The organism is Halogranum roseipondis, from assembly GCF_059695585.1.
This window is the reverse complement of sequence record NZ_JBUEED010000006.1, coordinates 22,760-41,567: the sequence shown is the minus strand read 5'-3', so window position 1 is coordinate 41,567 and position 18,808 is coordinate 22,760. Positions and strand designations below refer to the sequence as shown.

Genomic DNA, 18,808 nt, shown 5'->3' with positions numbered 1-18,808 from the left:
GTGAGGCTCGACGACGGGAGCCAGCCGAGGTTCGCCGTGCCGTCGACGACGAGAGATCCCTCCGAGAGCGGCTACTCCGACTGCCGCCAGTGACGCAACAGCAGCGTCTCGACCTGTCGGGAGGTGTACGCTGCGACCAACTCCTCGGCCTCCGACTTCGACAGCGAGAACGCCGCCATCGCGTCGGCGACGAGCTCCGCCTCGGGCCGTGCGGTCGGCGCCTCCGGTACGTCCTCTTCCCAGAGATCGTCCGAGAGCGGCGGGTCGACGGCCGTCACGACAACCGGCCTCCGAGCGTCGCCAGCGCGGCGATACTCCACCCGGCCAGCCCGACGCCGTAGAACAGCAGCGCCGCGCGGCCGGGGAGTCGCCACGACGTCGACCCACCTCCCTCCGCGGCGACGCTCACGCTCTCGCCGAGCCCGAACGAGGTCGACTGGCTGCTGGGGAGCCCCGAGTCGACCGACCCGCCGCTCGCGCCGCCGAGGACGGCCAACAGCAGTCCGAGCGCGGCGAGACCCAGTACGAGTAGCCCCGAACCGACGAGCAACACCGCGACGGCGACGGTACCGAGCGCCAACGCGACGGTGTAGAGCCCGACCGCCCTGGCGAGCGCTGTCGACGACATCTGTACGGAAACTCACAGAGTCGAAATAAATCTCTTGCGGCGTCGGCGTCGCTCGGAACGCCACGAACCGCGTCCGCCAGCGTCGCGTCCCCGACCCGGACTATGCGTACGTCTCGGCGTACTCCTGTGCCTGCGTTCGGATCGCTTCGGCGTCGACACCGACGACCTCGCCGTCGTCGAGCAGCACGTCGCCGTCGACCATCGTGAACGCGACGTCGTCGCCGTGGGTGGCGAAGACGAGGTGCGAGAGCACGTCGTGGACCGGCGTCGCTCGACTCGTGTCGGTGCGGAGTCCCACGACGTCGGCTTTCCACCCGGGCTTCAGTTTCCCGAGGCGCTCGAACCCGGCGGCTCTCGCGCCGTTGACCGTCGCCATCTCGAAGACGGTTCGCGCGGGCAACGCTGTCGAGTCTAGTGTGTCGACCTTCTGGAGCAGACTCGCCTGTCGCATCTCGGTGAACGGGTCGAGCGTGTTGTTGCACGGCGGACCGTCGTTGCCGAGCGCGACGTTGATACCGCGGTCGAGATAGTCTCCCACCGGCGCGACGCCGCTGGCGAGTTTCATGTTCGACGACGGGCAGTGAGTGACGTGCGTCCCCGTCTCCGCGAGCACCTCGCGCTCGGACTCGTCGGTGTGGACGCAGTGGGCGAGTACGACGTCCTCTCCCGTCAGTCCCACCTCGTCGAGCCAGTGGACGTTTCGCATCCCGGTGTCGGCCTCGACGGTCGCGATCTCGCCTCTGTTCTCGCTGGCGTGGGTGTGAATGCGGACGCCGTCGTACCTGTCGGCGAGGTCGCGTGCGCCCCGGAGACAGTCCTCCGAGCAGGTGACTGCGAACCGCGGCGTCACTGCGTACCGTACGCGGTCGCCGAACGCGCCGTGGTACTGCCGGATGAGGCGCTCGGACTCGGCGAGCGCCTCGTCGGTGCTCTCCTGCAGGTCGGTGGGTGACTCCTTGTCCATGAGCACCTTCCCCATGAGCGCGCGGATTCCGACCTCGCCGGCGGCCTCGAATGCCTCTTCGGCGTGGGCCACCGAGAGGTGGTCGATACAGGTGGTCGTTCCGCTCTCGACGAGTTCGAGATAGCCCAGCGTCGCCGCCGTCCGCATCTCCGCGGCGCTCATCGACCCCTCCATCGGGAGGATGTGATCGAACAGCCAGTCCAGGAGTTCGGTGTCGTCGGCGATGCCTCGCCCGAGACTCTGCACCGAGTGGATGTGACTGCCGACCATCCCCGGCGCGACGACGTCGTAGTCGCGACGCTCGTGGTCGGCGTACCGCTCGACGAGGTCCGATCGCTCTCCGATCGCCTCGACGGTCGTCCCGTCGACGACGACCGCTCCGTCTTCGATGACCGTCGCCGAATCGGCGACGACCGTTCCGCTGAGTAGCATCCCTCCTCCGGAACGAGGCCCTCGTACATCAACCCGGCGAGTCGTCGCTCCCCCGATCGAACTGTCGCCCCGTCCGCTTATTTACTCAATTACGTATTACAGTACTACTTTACGTCCTCACGTCATACTGTGGGGTGATGCCAGAAATCACCGTCTCGGACACCCTCTACCGGCAGCTCGTGGACGCGTCGGGCGAGGACAACCTCGACAACACGATGTGGAAGATGGTCGCGCAGTACCAGCGCGGCAACAACCCGGGCGACTGACCGGGTTCGGGTTCCGCTCGTTCTCGGCCGACCGATTCGCGTGCCAGCACCGCGTCGGCCGCCGTTCACCGCTGAGAAGCGTCGCCACTCCTCGGAAGCGACGTCTCCTCGACACCGACCGTCCAGCCGTCGGGCCGACCGCCGCCCGCCGGAGCGGCACAAAACATATACCGGTGGTGTGCTCACTACCGAGTACGAAACGCGGGGTCGATGCGGCAGGCCTTCGGGTAGGGGTACACGAAGCCTGACGCCAGTTCTCCCGCGCTGTTATCTCACCCGAGGAGCGGTGACGACGGCGCTTCGTTCGCTCCTCGTGCGGCCCGTCTCCGCTACTCGCCGACGAACAGGAGCAACCGGACCGTCACGTAGCCGAAGTAGGCGACGACGAGTAGCGCCCCGTCGCGCCGGCGGAGCGTCCGCGAGTCGCGCCGGAGGACGACTGCGAGCAGCGCGACCCCGACGACGAACTTGAAGGGGAGATCCCAGACGACGACCGACCGGGGGACCTCGTACCCCGAGATGATACCGCCGAGACCGATGCCGACGAGCGGGTTGACGACGTTGCTCCCGACGAGCGTGCCGAGCGCGACGTTCGGGGCCCGTCGCCTGACGGCGTCGACGACGGTCGACAGTTCGGGGAGCGCCGCGGCCAGCCCCAGCGTGACGACGCCGAGCATCGACCCGCCGAGTGTGAGCTCGTCGACGACGACCTGCACCACGAGCAGCACGACGTAGCTACTCGCGAGGATGCCGACCAGCGACCCGAGCGCGACGAGCACGTCGCGTCGGACGTTCGTGCTCTCGGTCTCCGGCAGCCGGAGACGTCGCTCCCGCTGTTGAAGCGCGTGGTACGTGTAGCCCGCGAAGGCGACGAGCAGGACGACGCCGTCGAGTCGTCCGACGGTGCCGTCGACGGCGACGGCGAACGTCAGCGCGAACGCGCCGAGCATTGGGAGGTAGCTCGTCCGGAGAAACGCCGCCGTCACCGTGTAGTGGCCGAACCCGACGAGGAACACACCCACGAGCAGCGTCTGTTGGACCGTCGACGACCCCATGTTCCCCCCGAGGACGGTCGCCGACGTCACGCCGTAGTCGAGCGTCCCCGCGAGGATGCCCAGCGAGGCGATGACGTGGGCGGCGATCTCCGGGAGGCTCGTCCCGACGGCGATGACGGTGACGCCGACGACCACGTCCGGGACGTCGTAGTACGTCGCCAGCGACAGTGCCCGGTCGACGGCGACCTCGGCGCTCTCGACGAGCACCACGAGCGCCACCGCACCGACTGCGAGCAGCGCGAGCAGTCCGACGTCGGCGGTCACCGGCCGCCGACCGTGACGCGCTCGCCCGCACCGGACTGCGGCCTCCGCGACTGCCGACTCACGGGGCGTACGTCCCCTCGAGCAGCGTCTCCTCGAGGACGTGGCCCTCCATCGCCCGTTCGAGGTCGGCCTTCGTCGCGCCCGCCGCGAGTTCGAGTTCCGCGTCGAGTGCGTACAGCCTGAACCGGTAGGTGTGTTCGCGGTCCGGCGGGTTCGGACCGCCGTAGCCGTGTTCGCCGTAGGAGTTCTCGCCCTCGACCGCCTCCGTGGGCGTCCAGTCCTCGGGAATCTCGCCCGTCTCGGGGTCGACGTTCCAGACGACCCAGTGGTCCCACACTTTCCCGGCCGGCTCCACCGCGTCCGGGTCGTCGACGACGAGCGCCAGCGAGGCGGTCCCGTCGGGGACGCCGCGCACCGACAGCGGCGGGTTGACGTTCCGCTCGCGGTAGCCGTACTCGTCGGGGATCCGCTCGCCCGACGCGAACGCCGAACTGGTGAGCTGGAGGGAGGCCATCGTGTGTGGTAACGGTTGGCGCGAAAATAGTCGTTGTGGAGGTAGCGCGTCGGCACGTCGGCACGCCGTCGCGTCGACTCGTCGTTCTACTCGGTCAGCCGCGACAGCTCGTCGTCGGTCAGTTCGATGCTCGCGGCGGCGACGTTCTGTTCGAGGTGGTCGACGCTCGACGTCCCCGGAATCGGGAGCGTCACGGGCGAGTGCTGCAGCAGCCACGCCAGCGAGATCTGCTCGGGCGTCGCGTCGTGTGCCGCCGCGACGTCGTCGACGACGGACTCCTTCTCGCCGAGGTCGCCCGCGCCGAGCGGGAACCAGGGGATGAAGCCGACGTCGGACTCCTCACAGGCGTCGAGCACGTCCTCGGAGTCGCGGTTGCCGACGTTGTACTCGTTCTGGACGGTGGCGACGTCGACGACGTCGCGCGCCTCGTCGAGCTGGTCGACCGAGACGTTGCTCAGCCCGACGTGTTCGATCATCCCCTCGTCTTTCAGTTCGGCGAGGGCGTGCACCGAGTCCTCGAACGGCGTGTCGGGGTCCGGGCGGTGGAGCTGGTAGAGGTCGATCGTGTCGACGCGCAGGCGGTCGAGACTGCCGAGAACGGCGTTTCGAAGGTAGTCCGGGTCGCCGTTCGGCAGCCACTCGCCGTCGGCGTTCCGGAGCAGCCCTCCCTTCGTCGCGACGACGAGGTCCTCGGGGTAGGGGTGGAGCGCCTCGCCGATGAGGCGCTCGCTGACGGCGGGGCCGTAGGAGTCGGCGGTGTCGACGAAGTCGACGCCGCGTGCTAGCGCGGTGTGCAGCACCTTGCGGGCGTTCTCCGGGTCGTCCGGTTCGCCGACGATGTCGTCGCCGGTGAGCCGCATCGCGCCGTAGCCGAGCCGGTGGATCGGCGTCTCGCCGTCGAGGTGGAACACGTCGCTCTCGTTTCTGACTGTCATACTCCCTCCGTCGGTCGAGTGACAGTAACCTCTTTGGGCAGGGGAAATCGGTTCGAGAGATCGACTCGACGTCTCGTCCGTCGTGGACGTCTGCCTTCGGCGGTGCGGTTTTCCCCGTGGAACTCCTCTCGACAGTCATGTCGACAGATATGCAGTGCAACTGCCCGCTCTGTGACCACGAGTGCGATGGTCGAAACCACCTCCGTGAGCATCTCCACGAACACCACCGGAAGAGCGAGATCATCGACGTCTTTCTCGACCATTACGACCTCTGAACCCGCCGCGACCAGTAGCGGTTTGCCGCCGCCGCCCCTACCGGCGGCCATGCGCCGACTCGGACTCCGCCTCCTGATGGCCGCGGTCGGGCTGTCGCTCCTCGTGCTCTATCTCGGCGTCGCCGCCGTCGTCTTTCTCGCCCTCGCGACGGTGTTCTCCTCGCGCGGCGACCTGACGACGACGGTGCTGCTCGTCGCCGTTCTGACCCTCCTGTTCGGATTCTTCAGCTACCGCTTCGGGACGGCCCAGATGCTCGACTCGATGGACGCCGTCGAACTCGACCGTGAGTACGGTGCCGGACTCTACCGGCGTCTCGACCACCTGTGTGCGGAGATGGACGTCGCGCCGCCGACGGTGTTCGTCGCGCGGATGCGGCTGCCGAACGCGATGGCGCTCGGCACCGCCCGCGGGGGGGCGATCGTCTTCGACCGGTCGCTGCTGTGGCTGTTGACGCCTGCCGAGTTCGAGGCGATCGTCGCCCACGAACTCGCCCACCTGGAGAGCCACGACGGTCTCGTCCAGACGCTCGCCTACAGCGCGCTGCGGACCCTCGTCGGACTCGTGCTCGTCGTCGCGGTGCCGTTCGTCCTCGTCGTCACCGGACTCGGCCGGGCGTTCGGTTGGCTGAACGGCCGGCCGGCGGAGTGGAACGCCTCCCCGTTCGGTCGCCTCCGCGAACGTCTCGGTCAGGCCGTCGCCCTGTTGTTCGTCGGGCTGACGTTGCTCGTCCGCGCTCACTCGCGTCGGCGGGAGATCGCCGCCGACGACCGCGCCGTCGAGGTCACCGGCGACCCGCTGGCGCTGGCGCGAGCGCTCCGCCGCATCGAACGCGCCTCGCAGCCGACGTGGGGGCTCCGCTCGCCGCTGACCATCTACGGCCCCGAGGAGAGCCCGCTCGGGCGGCTGCTGTCGACGCATCCGCCGATGGACGAGCGCGTCCAGCGACTCGTCGAGCGCGCCGAACGTCGGCGTCGGGACGCGACGACGATACCTATTCGGTGACCCGGGCGAGAGCGAGCCTATGAGAGACGTCGAAGCCGCGCTCGACGGGCTCCGACTCGGCGAGCAGGTGTCGCTCATCGTCAAACCGGTCGCTCGCCCCGACGAGCGCGAGGACGTGGACGCGACGGTCGTGAAGGTCCAGCCGCCGTACCTGCTCGACGACGGCGAGAGCCTCTACACCGTCGCGCTGCGCGACGACGCGTTCCGGGTCACTGCCGACGGGCTCGACCTCGGCGAACTCCGGAGCGTCGTCCGCTGACGTCTCGGGGGCGAACCGTTTTCTTCCGACCGCCCGTCGCTTTACGTATGGTCGCCGAGTTCGGATTCGCCCTCCTCGTGTTCCTGCTCGCCCTCGCCGCCCCGTTCGTCCTGTACGTGCTCGTCTCCGCGGAGACGGACGACCTCCCGGTGATGGACCGCACGGCGGCCGAGCGAGTCGCCAGACGGGACGTCGACGACGCCGACGAACGGGACTGACCTGCAAAACGACAAGACGCTGGAGCCACTACAGTAGCGTGTGACCGACGACACCGATACGTGGCAGATGGACGCCCGCACGCGGCTCAGTGTGCTGTCGGCCAATCTGGAGACGCTGGCGGGGTTGGCGACGACGCTCGCCGACGAGGCGGAACATCCGCGGAGCCGCGAGTTCGACGCGCTCGCGACGGCGTTCCGCGAGGAGTCGCTCGTCATCCAGGACGCCCTCCAGTCGGGCACCACGAGCGAACAGGAGGAGACGTTCCGGATGGCGCTCGACAACCTCGTCCAGCTGCGCGAGGAGACCTCCCCGCGGGTGCTCTCGGCGCTCGACGAACGCGCCGAAGGGTCGCTGGAGACGTTCGAGTAGCCGCCGCGCCTCGTCCTCGCCTGCCACGGGTCGACTGCTGCCGCCCACGTCGTCAGCGGCCGCGCCGACGCCGCACCGTCCGCGCCGTGAGCGGTTTTCCCCGAGGCGAACGCACTTACGGCTCACTCCAGAACCCCCACGCATGGAGTACACGACACTCGGTGACACGGGGACGACCGTCAGTCGCCTCTGTCTCGGCTGTATGAGCTTCGGGAGCAGCCACGACTGGATGCTCGACCGCGAGGAGGGTGAGGAACTCGTCGAACGAGCCATCGAGTTGGGGATCAACTTCTTCGACACCGCCAACGTCTACTCCGCGGGCGAGAGCGAGTCGATCCTCGGCGACGTGCTCGCCGAGTACGACCGCGACGAACTGGTCGTCGCCACGAAGGTGCGGTTCCCCGGGCCGACCGAACACGAGAACGCCGAGGGGCTCTCGCGGAAGACCATCGAGCAGGAGCTGGACAACTCTCTCGACAGACTGGGGATGGACACCGTCGACCTCTATCAGATCCACCGCTGGGACTACGACACCCCCATCGAGCAGACGCTCCGGGCGCTCGACGACGCCGTCCGCCGCGGGAAGGTCCGCTACCTCGGCGCGTCGTCGATGTGGGCCCACCAGTTCGCCGAGGCGCTCCACACGGCCGACCGCCTCGGTCTCGAACGGTTCCGGACGATGCAAAACCTCTACAACCTCGCCTACCGCGAGGAGGAACGCGAGATGCTGCCGCTCTGTGCGAAGGAGGACGTCGGCGTCGTGCCGTGGTCGCCGCTCGGCGCGGGCTACCTCACGCGCCCTCACGAGGAGTTCGACGCGACCACCCGCGGCGAACACGAGGACGACCTCGGACGCCCGTACAAGCAGGGCGGCGGCGTCGAGATCAACGAACGCGTGCAGGAGCTGGCCGACGAGAAGGGGGTCTCGATGGCGCAGCTGTCGATGGCGTGGCTGCTGCACAAGGACGTCGTCACGACACCCATCCTCGGTACGTCGAGTGTCGAGCATCTGGAGGCGGCCGTCGAGGCGTTCGACGTCGACCTGCGCGACAGCGAGATCGAGTACCTCGAAGAGCCGTACGAACCGGTCCCGATCTCCGGCCACGAGTGAGCACGAGACGCGCGCTTCGGTCCGCCGGCCTATACAGTTAGGCACCACTGGTACAGGTGACCCGTTCGTTGGTACAGATGCAATTTGCCCGTTCAGGTCCTGTTTCGACGGACAGGTCGCCGTTCGGAGTTTTGGTACGCAAATTGCGGCATTCCGGTGACGAGACGTCCTCCCACAGGACGTCTCTTCGCTGAGACCCGCAACTCACCGGACGAGCGACTACTCACTTACTGTGTCTCGCGAAACGACCCCCCAACGTGTGGAGAGAGGCTTCTGTACCGACGACTCCCGCTCGAAGCGACGAGGGATCAGCCGTCGCTCGAACGCCCGTCTCGCGCCGCGCCCACGACGTACGACCGGAGACGAGTCAGCCACGGCGTGTGACTCCCCTCGATCTCGACGATGTGCAGCTTCGCCATGAGGAGATAGCCCCCCAGCGAGAGCACGTAGACGAGCGGCGTCACGACCAGTTGCCACGAGAGCGTCGTCGTCGGATCGAACCCGATCGCCGGACCCCACACCCGCCTCGTCGCGTGGATGAGACGGAACATCGGCACGTGGATCAGATAGACTCCGAGGGCGTGTCGTCCCACTTTCGGGAGCACCGTGTTCTTCCCCCATCCCGGGTTCGAGAGGGCGTACGCGAAGACAGCGAGCACGAAGAACACCGTCGAGAGCGTGTACTCCGTCACGTATACTCCCTGTCCGAGGACGTGGTCGCGAACGACGTAGCCGAGCACGTACTGTTCGACGAGCTGGGCCCCTGCGAAGAGACAGACTGCTCCGAGGTAGAGGTGGCTCCGGTCCTCGTCGGGGGTCCAGTCCACCGAGCTGATCGTGTATCCGAGCGCGACGTAGAAGAACCCGAAGAACAGGGCGTCACGCGTCCGGAACGGGACGTCGACGAGCATCGGATAGCTCGTTCCGACGACGCCGACGAGGTGGACGAGCGCCGCGACGGGCAGCAGATAGCGGGTCTTGCCGACCGTGACGAAACACGCCACGAAGACGAGCGAGAAGAACAACGCCGTCAGAAACCACAGTGGGACGGTCATCGCGCTTCCGTAGTACAGGAAGCCGAGCAGGCTGAAGTTGCCGAGACCACGGTCGATCACCGCAGTCGCGACGGGGACGCCTGCGAGGAGCGCGATCCCCGTCACTGTCGCCAGGGAGAGGAGTCTCCCGAACAGATAGATGGATCCGAGCTTTCCGGCAGCACCGGCGACGACGGCCCTGACGTTGTCGGGGTTCACCGTCTTCGCGAAGAAGTAGCCGGACGTGACGAAGAAGAACGGCACGTCGAACTGACCGACGGTGTCCAAGACGAAGTAGACGTAGTTCCCGTACGCTTCGAAGCCACGAAACGGCTGGACGTGTGCGACGACGATGAAGAAGATCGCGATCGCGCGCAGCGTATCTATGCTGTGTATTCTGTCGCTCATCGTGTTCAGAAGGTACTGATGGTTCCGCTCTGCTACTTAAACTCTCTGCGATGTTCGGAGCGGTTCGGCGCGGTTCGGCGCGGTGGGCGCTAACGGGTCACGGAGAGGGTCGGAGTCGCTCCGCCGAGACGGAGCGGGGGCTGTGACTCGTCCGTGAGACCGCTCCGCGTTCCGAAGACGGGCGGGGAATCCGTCACTACTTCGGCGCGAGCAACACCGCTCGGTCGGTGCTGAGGATGACGTCCTGTGCGGTGCTACCGAACACCACCTTCCCGGTCGGACTGCGTCGTCGCGCGTACAGACAGACGACGTCGGCGTCGAACTTCTCGGCGGTGTCGACGATGGAGACGCCCGTCTTCCCGGTCGTCTCGTAGCGTTCGACCTCGAACCCCGCCTCTCGAAGGGTCGCTTCGGCGGTGCCGACGGCGGAGACGTCGTCGAGCGTCGACTCGGTGTCGTCCATCGGGAAGTTGTGGTGGACGACAGCGCGCACGTCGTCGGGGTCGAAGAGGTCGCACACGAGTCGTGCCTGCTTCTCGCTTCGGGCGTCGTCGTCGTCGACCGCGAGGAGAACCGTCTGCTGAGCCATGGCCCGCCTACGACCCCGACCGACAAAGGCGTACCCGCTGGCGAGCGCTCTGTGGCCGGAAGCGGTTGTCGTTCCGTCAAGTTCATGTCTTCGTAGAAACCAGTTTCTACCAGTAATGTCAGCTTACTCTCCGTCTCTTCCGGGCTTCTACTCGCTTCGCGGACGTCTAATCGCACTCAGAGGGGCGTAAACCGATGGACCGACGCACGTTCGTCGCGTTGCTCTCCGCCGGTGTCGCAGGCTGTACCGGCACGCAGTCCGCGACCCCCTCGGATACGGCGACGGCGACGACGTCGGCGACCGCGTCTCCGACGACGACCGCCCCGCCGACGGACTCGCCCGAACCGACGACCGAGTCGCCCGACGAGGCCGCGTTCACGGTCGACGGCCACCCCGTCGAGCGGAACCGCTACGACCTCCAGCGGGTCGCCTACGAGGAGCGCCCACAGTTCATCCTCGACCGACGCGAACCGCCGCGCTGTGCGTACAACGTCGCCGAACTCGACGAGATCGACGATCTCCAGATGGCCACCATCGACGGCGACACCGGCCACATGCCGATCCGGACCTCGCGGATGGTGATGCGGCTGCTCCACTGCAACCGCGAGATCGACCGCGAGGCCTACCTCGACCGGGCCGAGGAGATCGCCGCCGCCTACCTCGACTCGGCGACGATGGTCGACGGACTCCCGTACTTCGCGTACACGCTCGCCAAGGGCGGCTCCGGCGAGGACTTCGCGCCGCCGTGGTTCTCGGGGATGGCGCAGGGGACGTCGCTGTCGGCGTTTCTCAGACTCTACGAGCAGACCGGCGACGAGGCGTACATGGACGTCGCCGACGACGTCTTCGCGACGTTCACTCGGACCGGCCCCCGCGAGGAGCCGTGGACCGTCATGGTCGACGACGACGGCTACTACTGGATCGAGGAGTACCCGCACGACCCGCCGACGCACGTTCTCAACGGGTTCAACGTCGGTCTCTGGGGGCTGTACGAGTACTGGCTGCTCACGGAGACCGAGGAGAGTCGCGCGCTGTTGGAGGCGGCCATCACGACGGTCGAACGCTACGTCGAGGAGTTCCGCGTCCCGGGCGAAGTCAGTTGGTACGGCCTCAACCGCGGCTATCGGGGCAACGAGTACTACCACGCCGTCCACATCCGCCAACTCCGCGAACTCTACCGCATCAGCGGCGACCCGTACTTCGCCGAGATGGAGGCCGCCTTCGACGAGGACAGCCCCGAGTCGGCGGGGATCAAGTGACGGAGAGGCGCGTTCGACGGCGGGAGGACCGGCGAAACCTGCCGACACCGCAGTCTCGGCAGTCGTGAGTGCGAAAACAACATTCTTCACCGCACTCTGTGATTGACTCGACAATGTCTGACCCCGACAGTCGGCCCCGACCTCAGAACGGTCGGGAGCACACCGAGAACGACGCCCATACGTCGGACGAGGCTGTCCCCGACCGGTTCTCCTCCGACGAGGTGTTTCGTCGGATCGTCGCCGACGCCGATCACGAGATCACCTCGGGGACGCGCGAACTGTTCTTCAGCGCACTGGCTGGCGGACTCGCCATCACGATCACGCTCGTCGTGTACGCGTCGATGTACACGAAGACCGACAGCAGCATCGTCGCCACGCTGCTGTACCCCATCGGCTTCGTCTACATCATCATCGGCGGCTACCAACTCTACACGGAGAACACGCTGCCGCCGGTCGCGCTGACGCTCGAACGATTGGCGTCGATTCCGTCGTTGCTCCGCCACTGGGCGGTCGTCCTCGCCGGCAACTTCCTCGGCGGTGCGATCGGCGCGGTCGTCCTCGCGTTCGGCGGCGTACTCTCTCCCGAGGCGGCGACGGTAGCGGCGGACTTCGCCATCGAAGGCGTCTACGAGACGTCTCGCTGGGAGCTGTTCTTCAAGGGGGCCTACGCGGGGCTGGTTGTCGCCGGCGTCGTCTGGATGAACTTCGCCGCCAGCGACACGGTCTCGCGGCTGCTCATCGTCTACATGGCGTTTCTCGTGGTGCCGCTGGGGAACCTCTTTCACGTCGTCGTCTCCTTCACAGAGGCGGTCTACCTGATGCTGGTCGGCAACCTGAGCTTCGTGTTGGCGATGACCGACTTCATCCTCCCGGTGTTGCTCGGCAACACGATCGGTGGTGTCGTCCTCGTCACTGTCGTCAACTACTATCAGACCACCGAGGAACGACTCGAGACCGCCCGCTTCGAGAACGTCCGACGGCTCTCGGTCCGCGAGTGGCTGCTCGGGGGGCTGGCGGGTCGGTCGTACGTCCCGCTCGTCGACACCGTCGAGGAGTTCGTCCGGGACCCCAACTCCTACCGGATACTGGTCCCCATCGCAAACCCGCGAACCGAATCGGAACTCGTCAAGATGGCCTGTGCGCTCGCCAGCACTCGCGAACGGGGGACCGTCCACGTCGTCCACATCGTTCAGGCACCCCAGCAGCTCAGCAAGAGCGACAAGCGAACCCAGCGCGACCAGATCGTCCGGGAGTCGAACAGACTACTGGACGACATCAGCCAGATCGGCGCACAGTACGACGTCAAGTTCGAGACGTCGACAATCGTCACGCACCGCTCCTTCGAGGACGTCTTCGACCGGGCGAACCGAACCCGGCCGGATCTCGTGATGATGAACTGGGAGGAGAACGGACTGTGGGCCTCCGCCCGCGCAGAGCGACCGATCGCCGAACTGACCAACCGACTCCCCTGCGACTTCCTCGTCGTCAAGGACCGCGGACTCGACTACTCGCGGGTGCTCTTGCCGACGGCGGGCGGTCCCGACTCGGATCTGAGCGCCGAGGTCGCACGGACGTTCCGGTCGGTCGCCGGCTCCGAGATCTCGCTCATGCACGTCGTCGACGACCCGAGCGAGCGCGAAACGGGCGAGCGCTTCCTCCGGAACTGGGCCGTCGACCACGACCTGTCGGATGCGACCCAGATCGTCGACGACTCCGGCGACGTCGAAGGGGCGATAAAGCGTGAGGCGGCCGACAACACCGTCGTCCTCCTCGGTGCGACCGAACAGGGACTGCTCTCTCGGCTGGTCTCGGACTCGCTACACCTGAACGTCGTCGACGAGGTCGACTGCTCGGTGCTGTTGGCCGAACGTCCGAGCGACCGCTCGCTCGTCGAGCGGCTGTTCGGCGGCGGACAGCGGCGCAAGGTGAGAGCCCCCCACGGGAGTCGGCACGACGGACGAGACGAGTAGCCCGAGCGACCGCGACGAGTCGTCCGGGACCGACGCTCCCGTCGGACGGCAGGTACATACTTCTCCGACACCTTGACCGAGGTATGACCGAGACGGCGACCTTCGGTGGCGGCTGCTTCTGGTGTATCGAAGCGGCGTTCGAGGAACTCGACGGCGTCGAGACGGTGACGTCGGGCTACGCCGGCGGCCACACGGACGACCCAACGTACCGGGAGGTCTGCTCCGGCACGACCGGACACGCCGAGGTGGTGCAGATCGAGTACGACCCGGACGTCATCGCCTACGACGAACTGCTGGAGGTCTTCTTCACGATCCACGACCCGACGCAGCTGAACCGTCAGGGACCGGACGTCGGCACGCAGTACCGTTCGATCGTGCTGTACCACGACGACGACCAGCGCGCCCTCGCGGAGTCGTACGTCGAGGCGTTGGACGAGGAAGGGGGGTACGACGACGACGTCGTGACCGAGATCGAACCGCTCGAGCGGTTCTACCGCGCCGAGGAGAAACACCAGGACTACTTCGCGAAGAACCCGAACGACGCGTACTGCTCGATGCACGCCCAGCCCAAAGTCGAGAAGGTCCGCGAGACGTTCCGCGAGAAGCTGAAGGCGTAGCCGAGTCGTCGACGCGGCCGTGGACGGTCGGCGCGGTCGCGTGCCTCGTCGACGGAGTGCGGGAGTCGCCCGCGGTCCGGCGAGACTGTCGGCCCGGTGAGACTCAAGACTGATTACAGTTCGACACAGTACTGTTGCTATGGAACAACGCAAGGAGAAGCGCACGTGGCTCGCGGTGGCCCTCGCAATCCCCGTCGTCGGGTTGGGCCACCTCTATCTGCGTCGCTGGGCGCGAGCCGCTGGCTGGCTCTTCTTGGTCGTCGGCGCGTCGGTCTTCGTCCCTCCCGAGGAGCTCGAGGCGCTGAACGCGACGTGGGAACAGGGGCTCTTCGCCACCGGCAGTGCGGCGAGCGTCCCCACCCCCGACTTCGCCGCCCTCGCACCGATACTCGCCGTCGGCGTCCTGAGCATCGTCGACGCCTACCTCGTCGCCCGGCGCCACAACGCCCAGTTCCGTGCCGAGCAGGCGGCGGTCGCCGCCGGAGACGACGCCGAGGCCGGAATCGAATGTCCCGCCTGCGGTCGGGAGGTCGACCCGGAACTGGACTTCTGTCACTGGTGTACGACGCGGTTGCAGCGTCCCGACGAGGAGACGACCGACGCCTGAACACGGTCCGAAACGACTTCGACGCAGACTACGACTCCGACGCGGTCCGATCGACCTCGACGTTCGAGCGCGAACGCGGTCGCTCTCTCGGCGCTCCCGCTCTCCTGCCGGTGTCGCACTCACACTATAGTACCTCGTGCAACTGTCCACGCACCCGACCGCACGACAGCGGCCGGTCGGGTGTGTGATGACGTGCACTCGTTACTATAGCCGCGTCTCCGTCAGGGTAACTGGACGAGGCCCGCCGCGAGGAACCACAGCGAGATCACCACCAGCGCGGTCAGGATGAACGCCAGCAGGTACTCGAAGGCACCTTCCGGCGTCCGTGTGGTCGGGAGATGCATATCTTGTGCTACGGTCGCAACCCACATAACGGCGCGTTCTGTCTCGACGGAACGACCGGCCGAACACAAGTAACTAAACACCTCTCTACGAACGGAACGCATGGACAAACTCGCCGACGTCAGCGCCGACGCACTTCGAGACGCGCTCGCAGACGTCGAGAGCGCGAAGGCGGCCAAGCGGTTGGTGGTCGCGCTCGACTACAAGGACGGCGTCTCCGTCGCCGTGCTCGCCGAGCGGTACGGCGTCCCCCGGTCGACGCTCTACTACTGGCTCGACCGGTTCGAAGAACAGTCGATCGAGGACGCCGTCGAGGACGAACCGCGGCCGGGACGGCCGCCCCGGCTCACCGACGAGTCGCGCGAGTCGCTCCGGACCGACGTCGTGGGCGACCCGACCGACTGCGGGTACGACGCCGAGAGCTGGACCCCGGAGCTCGTCCAGACGCATATCGAACGCGAGTACGGCGTCTCCTACTCCACCGGCCACGTCCGTCGACTCCTGCGCGAGTTCGACGCCCGGGACTGAGCACCATCCAAGCAGTTTTGCAGTCCGCCGCCGGTGGTTCGTCCGTCGAAACCCGTCGACGCAGGGAAAAGCCTACAGCACACCCCGTGCCTGTGTCTCTCATGCCAGAGTGTCAGAACTGCGGATCGGCGGTCACAAAGCAGTACGTCCGCGTCTTCGCACTCCCCAGTCAGGACTCGGTCCGCTGCTGTCCCAACTGCGACCGCATCCGGGAGGGGACGAGCGTCCGCGACGCTCGGAGCTCTACCGGGACCTGACGGTCGCTTCCGAGCGCGCCACCGCTTCGGCGCGTCGTCACCGATCACTTCACCGCTAGTCCGCTGCCGCACTCCGAACAGGTCGGGTCTTCGAGCGCCAGCCGCGCGGAGTATGGACGGTCCACGCTGATCCGACGGGGGTAGCTCAGACAGTCGTCGTCCGTACAGACGAGCTCGGCGTCGTTCTGGAGACGCTCGATGTACTCGACGGCCGAGAGCTCCGTGAGCGGCGTACGCGTACGTTCGGACATCGCCGTCTCCTTCGAGTTCACCGAAGTAATTAGTTCTGTAACTCGGAACTCAGTACCCTTTCGAACGTCGGCGAGGGCGGCCGCGAGCCGCGGATTTACCCGTCTCCACCGCCTCGATTCGCCGATGGAAGTCGCGATCCTGACCGTCGGCGACGAACTGCTCGCCGGCGACACCGAGAACACCAACGCCTCGTGGCTCGCCCGGCAGGTCACCGCCCGCGGTGCGACGGTCACGCGGATGCTCACCGTCCCGGACGACGTCGCGCTCATCGCCGAGACGGTCCGCGAGTGGCACGCCGCGTTCGACGCCGTCGTCGTCAGCGGCGGTCTCGGCGGCACCCACGACGACGTGACGATGGCCGCCGTCGCCGACGCCTTCGACCGCGACCTCGTCGTCGAGGAGGAGGTGCGAGCAGACGTCGTCGAGACGGCCCGCGCCTACGCAGAGGCGAACCCCGACGTGGTCGCGGAGTACGACGACCTCGACATCGACGTCGAATCGTGGGCGTCGACGCCGGCCGGAGCCGAACCGCTGCTCAACCCGACGGGTCTCTCACCCGGGTGCGCCGTCGAGGACGTCTACGTCTTCCCCGGCCCGCCCGACGAACTGAAACCGATGTTCGAGGGGGTCGCCGACCGCTTCGGCGGCGACCTCGTCAGCGAGACGTTCTACACGCCCGCGCCGGAGGGGGCGATGACCGGCCTCTTCGCCGACCTGCACGACCGCTTCGACGTCGTCGTCGGCAGTTACGCATCGAGCGGGTCGACGCCGAACCGCGTCAAACTCAGCGCCGACGACGAGGCGACGCTCGCCGACGCGACCGCGTGGCTCCGAGAGAACGCCGACGTCGTCGACGACCCGGCCGTCCTCGACGGTGGCGACGCTCGGAACTCCTGATCGGGGTTCGCAGAAGTGGCTGTGTATCTGACTTCGATCATCTCGATCATCTGTTAGAAACGGCGTGCAACATTCAGAGGGATGTATTCAGCACTGGCCTTCGCCTACAGAAAATAACTCTGCCCTTCTTCAGCGGTTTACACGGATTTCGCCGAGCCAGTAACGGCACGGAGTCCCCGGCCTAGTAGGTAGCCACTGGTTCCGAGTCCAAACGTCACGAGCAGTGTAATCGGGAGTGCTTCAAAGAAGACGAAGAACCAAGGCAGCTCAATCGGGCAAACATAACTGGTGCTTGCTCCTCTCCCAGCTGCTACAAGCGTAGCTGAACACGCGCTGAAATAGTGGGGAAACGACGCTCCAAACACCAGTGACCACGTCGCAATCAAGCCCCCATTCAGATATGCAACGACACTGCCGAGAAGGGTTGCAGTAAAAACAACCACGTAGATCGTCGCACTCCGTCCGAACAGATAGAATGCGGGTGACAAATTGAACGCGACAGTCGCAAAGAACAGAACTGACAGTACCAATCCGCTCGCAGTCACGGGACGCGAAAATCCGACGAACCGGCGTCTGTTGAGGAGGCCGTCCATTAGATGCGTGTAAACAGAGCTTCTATTTAAGCGATTGTGAGTCTACTTTTGAGTGTTGAGACACCCAAAATTGAAATCTGGTATGACCGACTTGCGCCCTCTATTCAGCATAGCTTCCAAGAACTATCGTCGATCGAGGGTTTCATCCGAGCCTGATTGTCAGCGGACATTCTAAGCGACGTCTTGACAGTATTGTTGCTCACGCTGACTTCTCTTGACGAGAATTGGAATTTGACGTGTCGGTATCGATGGGGAACGTAATTGAGAGATCAATCGCCTCGGTTCCATCGCGGAGTATCGGGCGCTTACTGTTACCATCTGTGGTGAACTCAATGACGCCGAGCGCTTCGAGTTCCTTGAGATTCCGGTGGACCTCCTTGTAATCACGATTCGCAAGTCGAGCAGTCTCACGGATACTTTCTGGGCGCTCACTAGCGACGATGTCCAGGAGCTGGAGATTCAACCGACGCATGAGTCGTTCGACGTCGTCGAGATCCTCGAAGTTGAGGACGAACGCTGCCTCTTGTTCTTCGAACTCTTCTCCAGACTCCGCCCGACGGAGTCGCTCGCGAGCAGCTCGCTGGTTATTCTCGCGTTGTCCGTACGTGATTTTGAGTGTGTTTGCGGTCATGGAAGGTCTTGGATTTCGTTTAGGAATCGGTCACGGAGTTCCATCATTCCGGGGAACTCGATTTCTTCGATGCCATCGGGTCTGTGTCGTTCGTGGCGTCCGGGAGTTCGGTTCTCGTTGTCGTAACGGAGAATGACGCCTTGGCCATCGAGAAAGCCGTAGTGAAGCGCGTATCGGTACCCGCTCGGATACTAAGGGTCGTCAGTTCGATAGATTTTCCGCCGGATAACCGTCTCGCCTGTCCTGTCTTCGGTGTTCTCGATAACCTCGAACGTCATTCCTCTCTCTCTATGGTATAGATCCCATCACAATGAGTATATGGGACATAGCCCATCAAAGAGTGGGAAATTACTCTGCAACTTCTGACCGACTCACGCGCTGAGTTCACCTATGGAAATTCTGCTGGCTCAACTAACCACCGCTGGCGATAAAGTTGTTCGCACGATCTCACGTCTCTCGCTCTTCAACGGCGCGAAACCACTAGGCTGCGTGGTGATTGAGACCTCCACAACCGGTAGGCGGTCGGAACG

At 65.7% G+C, this 18,808-nt stretch carries 26 protein-coding genes and 1 pseudogene; 14 read left to right on the top strand and 13 right to left on the bottom strand.

Annotated features, from left to right (window positions below; genetic code table 11):
* Positions 1-71: 71 nt before the first annotated feature.
* From EOHIBHHM_RS21510 to EOHIBHHM_RS21500, 3 genes are all read right to left on the bottom strand, one after another.
* Positions 72-278: a hypothetical protein gene (locus tag EOHIBHHM_RS21510; RefSeq protein WP_497258122.1), complete on the bottom strand. Its 207-nt coding sequence runs from the start codon at positions 276-278 to the stop codon at positions 72-74.
* Positions 275-628: a DUF8070 family membrane protein gene (locus EOHIBHHM_RS21505; protein ID WP_497258120.1), complete on the bottom strand. Its 354-nt coding sequence runs from the start codon at positions 626-628 to the stop codon at positions 275-277. Before EOHIBHHM_RS21505 ends, EOHIBHHM_RS21510 begins: the two co-directional genes overlap by 4 nt.
* A gap of 100 nt (positions 629-728) precedes the next feature.
* Entirely contained in the window at positions 729-2,024 is a 1,296-nt protein-coding gene (locus tag EOHIBHHM_RS21500) for a 5'-deoxyadenosine deaminase (RefSeq protein WP_497258118.1), read from the bottom strand.
* Positions 2,025-2,161: 137 nt separating this feature from the next.
* On the opposite strand from EOHIBHHM_RS21500, the gene EOHIBHHM_RS21495 reads away from it, so the two are divergent.
* The gene (locus EOHIBHHM_RS21495; RefSeq protein ID WP_280141215.1) at positions 2,162-2,290 is read left to right on the top strand and encodes a DUF8556 family small protein; all 129 of its coding nucleotides are present in this window, start codon (positions 2,162-2,164) and stop codon (positions 2,288-2,290) included.
* Between the two features lie 329 nt (positions 2,291-2,619).
* Here the strand turns inward: EOHIBHHM_RS21495 and EOHIBHHM_RS21490 are convergent, their stop codons facing one another.
* The 3 genes from EOHIBHHM_RS21490 to EOHIBHHM_RS21480 form a co-directional block, all read right to left on the bottom strand.
* On the bottom strand, positions 2,620-3,609 hold the full coding sequence (locus EOHIBHHM_RS21490) for a sodium:calcium antiporter (RefSeq protein ID WP_497258116.1): 990 nt from the start codon (positions 3,607-3,609) through the stop codon (positions 2,620-2,622).
* A gap of 58 nt (positions 3,610-3,667) precedes the next feature.
* Entirely contained in the window at positions 3,668-4,123 is a 456-nt protein-coding gene (locus tag EOHIBHHM_RS21485) for a YbhB/YbcL family Raf kinase inhibitor-like protein (protein ID WP_497258114.1), read from the bottom strand.
* An 86-nt stretch (positions 4,124-4,209) separates the two neighbouring features.
* Positions 4,210-5,058, bottom strand: a complete 849-nt coding sequence (locus tag EOHIBHHM_RS21480; protein ID WP_497258112.1) for an aldo/keto reductase — start codon at positions 5,056-5,058, stop codon at positions 4,210-4,212.
* Between the two features lie 137 nt (positions 5,059-5,195).
* Here EOHIBHHM_RS21480 and EOHIBHHM_RS21475 point away from each other — a divergent pair, with 137 nt between their 5' ends.
* From EOHIBHHM_RS21475 to EOHIBHHM_RS21450, 6 genes are all read left to right on the top strand, one after another.
* Positions 5,196-5,333, top strand: a complete 138-nt coding sequence (locus EOHIBHHM_RS21475; RefSeq protein WP_497258110.1) for a hypothetical protein — start codon at positions 5,196-5,198, stop codon at positions 5,331-5,333.
* Between the two features lie 49 nt (positions 5,334-5,382).
* Positions 5,383-6,336 carry a M48 family metallopeptidase gene (locus EOHIBHHM_RS21470; RefSeq protein ID WP_497258108.1) on the top strand — a complete coding sequence of 318 codons (954 nt, stop codon included), beginning with the start codon at positions 5,383-5,385 and terminating at the stop codon, positions 6,334-6,336.
* 19 nt (positions 6,337-6,355) lie between these two features.
* The gene (locus tag EOHIBHHM_RS21465; protein WP_497258106.1) at positions 6,356-6,595 is read left to right on the top strand and encodes a hypothetical protein; all 240 of its coding nucleotides are present in this window, start codon (positions 6,356-6,358) and stop codon (positions 6,593-6,595) included.
* A 47-nt stretch (positions 6,596-6,642) separates the two neighbouring features.
* Positions 6,643-6,813, top strand: coding sequence for a DUF8143 family protein (locus EOHIBHHM_RS21460; RefSeq protein WP_497258104.1), 171 nt, complete (start codon positions 6,643-6,645; stop codon positions 6,811-6,813).
* A gap of 40 nt (positions 6,814-6,853) precedes the next feature.
* Positions 6,854-7,183, top strand: coding sequence for a hypothetical protein (locus EOHIBHHM_RS21455; RefSeq protein WP_497258102.1), 330 nt, complete (start codon positions 6,854-6,856; stop codon positions 7,181-7,183).
* Between the two features lie 142 nt (positions 7,184-7,325).
* On the top strand, positions 7,326-8,294 hold the full coding sequence (locus EOHIBHHM_RS21450) for an aldo/keto reductase (RefSeq protein ID WP_497258100.1): 969 nt from the start codon (positions 7,326-7,328) through the stop codon (positions 8,292-8,294).
* 308 nt (positions 8,295-8,602) lie between these two features.
* Here the strand turns inward: EOHIBHHM_RS21450 and EOHIBHHM_RS21445 are convergent, their stop codons facing one another.
* Complete coding sequence (locus tag EOHIBHHM_RS21445) at positions 8,603-9,736, bottom strand: acyltransferase (protein WP_497258098.1); 1,134 nt, start codon at positions 9,734-9,736, stop codon at positions 8,603-8,605.
* A 196-nt stretch (positions 9,737-9,932) separates the two neighbouring features.
* On the bottom strand, positions 9,933-10,325 hold the full coding sequence (locus tag EOHIBHHM_RS21440) for a universal stress protein (RefSeq protein WP_497258096.1): 393 nt from the start codon (positions 10,323-10,325) through the stop codon (positions 9,933-9,935).
* A 194-nt stretch (positions 10,326-10,519) separates the two neighbouring features.
* On the opposite strand from EOHIBHHM_RS21440, the gene EOHIBHHM_RS21435 reads away from it, so the two are divergent.
* The 4 genes from EOHIBHHM_RS21435 to EOHIBHHM_RS21420 all read left to right on the top strand — a co-directional run bounded on the left by EOHIBHHM_RS21435 (position 10,520) and on the right by EOHIBHHM_RS21420 (position 14,778).
* Positions 10,520-11,584, top strand: coding sequence for a D-glucuronyl C5-epimerase family protein (locus EOHIBHHM_RS21435; RefSeq protein WP_497258094.1), 1,065 nt, complete (start codon positions 10,520-10,522; stop codon positions 11,582-11,584).
* 113 nt (positions 11,585-11,697) lie between these two features.
* Positions 11,698-13,554, top strand: coding sequence for a formate/nitrite transporter family protein (locus EOHIBHHM_RS21430; protein ID WP_497258092.1), 1,857 nt, complete (start codon positions 11,698-11,700; stop codon positions 13,552-13,554).
* An 83-nt stretch (positions 13,555-13,637) separates the two neighbouring features.
* Positions 13,638-14,171, top strand: coding sequence for a peptide-methionine (S)-S-oxide reductase MsrA (msrA, locus tag EOHIBHHM_RS21425; RefSeq protein WP_497258090.1), 534 nt, complete (start codon positions 13,638-13,640; stop codon positions 14,169-14,171).
* 139 nt (positions 14,172-14,310) lie between these two features.
* On the top strand, positions 14,311-14,778 hold the full coding sequence (locus tag EOHIBHHM_RS21420) for a DUF7575 domain-containing protein (protein WP_497258088.1): 468 nt from the start codon (positions 14,311-14,313) through the stop codon (positions 14,776-14,778).
* A gap of 221 nt (positions 14,779-14,999) precedes the next feature.
* Here the strand turns inward: EOHIBHHM_RS21420 and EOHIBHHM_RS21415 are convergent, their stop codons facing one another.
* The gene (locus tag EOHIBHHM_RS21415; RefSeq protein ID WP_280141216.1) at positions 15,000-15,122 is read right to left on the bottom strand and encodes a hypothetical protein; all 123 of its coding nucleotides are present in this window, start codon (positions 15,120-15,122) and stop codon (positions 15,000-15,002) included.
* A 100-nt stretch (positions 15,123-15,222) separates the two neighbouring features.
* On the opposite strand from EOHIBHHM_RS21415, the gene EOHIBHHM_RS21410 reads away from it, so the two are divergent.
* Complete coding sequence (locus EOHIBHHM_RS21410; protein ID WP_497258086.1) at positions 15,223-15,648, top strand: helix-turn-helix domain-containing protein; 426 nt, start codon at positions 15,223-15,225, stop codon at positions 15,646-15,648.
* Positions 15,649-15,749: 101 nt separating this feature from the next.
* Entirely contained in the window at positions 15,750-15,905 is a 156-nt protein-coding gene (locus EOHIBHHM_RS21405; RefSeq protein ID WP_497258084.1) for a DUF7563 family protein, read from the top strand.
* Between the two features lie 44 nt (positions 15,906-15,949).
* Here EOHIBHHM_RS21405 and EOHIBHHM_RS21400 read toward each other — a convergent pair whose 3' ends face one another.
* Positions 15,950-16,156, bottom strand: a complete 207-nt coding sequence (locus EOHIBHHM_RS21400; protein WP_497258082.1) for a hypothetical protein — start codon at positions 16,154-16,156, stop codon at positions 15,950-15,952.
* 124 nt (positions 16,157-16,280) lie between these two features.
* Between EOHIBHHM_RS21400 and EOHIBHHM_RS21395 the strand changes: the two genes are divergently transcribed.
* Positions 16,281-17,054, top strand: coding sequence for a competence/damage-inducible protein A (locus tag EOHIBHHM_RS21395; protein ID WP_497258080.1), 774 nt, complete (start codon positions 16,281-16,283; stop codon positions 17,052-17,054).
* Between the two features lie 137 nt (positions 17,055-17,191).
* Here the strand turns inward: EOHIBHHM_RS21395 and EOHIBHHM_RS21390 are convergent, their stop codons facing one another.
* The 3 genes and pseudogenes from EOHIBHHM_RS21390 to EOHIBHHM_RS21380 all read right to left on the bottom strand — a co-directional run bounded on the left by EOHIBHHM_RS21390 (position 17,192) and on the right by EOHIBHHM_RS21380 (position 18,556).
* Entirely contained in the window at positions 17,192-17,647 is a 456-nt protein-coding gene (locus EOHIBHHM_RS21390; protein ID WP_497258078.1) for a hypothetical protein, read from the bottom strand.
* 199 nt (positions 17,648-17,846) lie between these two features.
* Complete coding sequence (locus tag EOHIBHHM_RS21385) at positions 17,847-18,278, bottom strand: HVO_A0114 family putative DNA-binding protein (RefSeq protein WP_497258076.1); 432 nt, start codon at positions 18,276-18,278, stop codon at positions 17,847-17,849.
* Positions 18,275-18,556, bottom strand: a pseudogene (locus EOHIBHHM_RS21380) (toxin-antitoxin system TumE family protein). The gene EOHIBHHM_RS21385 and the pseudogene EOHIBHHM_RS21380 overlap by 4 nt, the downstream one beginning before the upstream one ends.
* Between the last annotated feature and the right edge of the window lie 252 nt (positions 18,557-18,808).

Coding starts and splice junctions, on each gene's coding strand:
- EOHIBHHM_RS21415 (WP_280141216.1), bottom strand. CDS start 15,122: ATGCATCTCCCGACCACACGGACGCCGGAAGGTGCCTTCGAGTACCTG.
- EOHIBHHM_RS21475 (WP_497258110.1), top strand. CDS start 5,196: ATGTCGACAGATATGCAGTGCAACTGCCCGCTCTGTGACCACGAGTGC.
- EOHIBHHM_RS21495 (WP_280141215.1), top strand. CDS start 2,162: ATGCCAGAAATCACCGTCTCGGACACCCTCTACCGGCAGCTCGTGGAC.
- EOHIBHHM_RS21410 (WP_497258086.1), top strand. CDS start 15,223: ATGGACAAACTCGCCGACGTCAGCGCCGACGCACTTCGAGACGCGCTC.
- EOHIBHHM_RS21420 (WP_497258088.1), top strand. CDS start 14,311: ATGGAACAACGCAAGGAGAAGCGCACGTGGCTCGCGGTGGCCCTCGCA.
- EOHIBHHM_RS21450 (WP_497258100.1), top strand. CDS start 7,326: ATGGAGTACACGACACTCGGTGACACGGGGACGACCGTCAGTCGCCTC.
- EOHIBHHM_RS21445 (WP_497258098.1), bottom strand. CDS start 9,736: ATGAGCGACAGAATACACAGCATAGATACGCTGCGCGCGATCGCGATC.
- EOHIBHHM_RS21430 (WP_497258092.1), top strand. CDS start 11,698: ATGTCTGACCCCGACAGTCGGCCCCGACCTCAGAACGGTCGGGAGCAC.
- EOHIBHHM_RS21485 (WP_497258114.1), bottom strand. CDS start 4,123: ATGGCCTCCCTCCAGCTCACCAGTTCGGCGTTCGCGTCGGGCGAGCGG.
- EOHIBHHM_RS21385 (WP_497258076.1), bottom strand. CDS start 18,278: ATGACCGCAAACACACTCAAAATCACGTACGGACAACGCGAGAATAAC.
- EOHIBHHM_RS21460 (WP_497258104.1), top strand. CDS start 6,643: ATGGTCGCCGAGTTCGGATTCGCCCTCCTCGTGTTCCTGCTCGCCCTC.
- EOHIBHHM_RS21480 (WP_497258112.1), bottom strand. CDS start 5,058: ATGACAGTCAGAAACGAGAGCGACGTGTTCCACCTCGACGGCGAGACG.
- EOHIBHHM_RS21400 (WP_497258082.1), bottom strand. CDS start 16,156: ATGTCCGAACGTACGCGTACGCCGCTCACGGAGCTCTCGGCCGTCGAG.
- msrA (WP_497258090.1), top strand. CDS start 13,638: ATGACCGAGACGGCGACCTTCGGTGGCGGCTGCTTCTGGTGTATCGAA.
- EOHIBHHM_RS21395 (WP_497258080.1), top strand. CDS start 16,281: ATGGAAGTCGCGATCCTGACCGTCGGCGACGAACTGCTCGCCGGCGAC.
- EOHIBHHM_RS21500 (WP_497258118.1), bottom strand. CDS start 2,024: ATGCTACTCAGCGGAACGGTCGTCGCCGATTCGGCGACGGTCATCGAA.
- EOHIBHHM_RS21465 (WP_497258106.1), top strand. CDS start 6,356: ATGAGAGACGTCGAAGCCGCGCTCGACGGGCTCCGACTCGGCGAGCAG.
- EOHIBHHM_RS21405 (WP_497258084.1), top strand. CDS start 15,750: ATGCCAGAGTGTCAGAACTGCGGATCGGCGGTCACAAAGCAGTACGTC.
- EOHIBHHM_RS21435 (WP_497258094.1), top strand. CDS start 10,520: ATGGACCGACGCACGTTCGTCGCGTTGCTCTCCGCCGGTGTCGCAGGC.
- EOHIBHHM_RS21390 (WP_497258078.1), bottom strand. CDS start 17,647: ATGGACGGCCTCCTCAACAGACGCCGGTTCGTCGGATTTTCGCGTCCC.
- EOHIBHHM_RS21505 (WP_497258120.1), bottom strand. CDS start 628: ATGTCGTCGACAGCGCTCGCCAGGGCGGTCGGGCTCTACACCGTCGCG.
- EOHIBHHM_RS21470 (WP_497258108.1), top strand. CDS start 5,383: ATGCGCCGACTCGGACTCCGCCTCCTGATGGCCGCGGTCGGGCTGTCG.
- EOHIBHHM_RS21440 (WP_497258096.1), bottom strand. CDS start 10,325: ATGGCTCAGCAGACGGTTCTCCTCGCGGTCGACGACGACGACGCCCGA.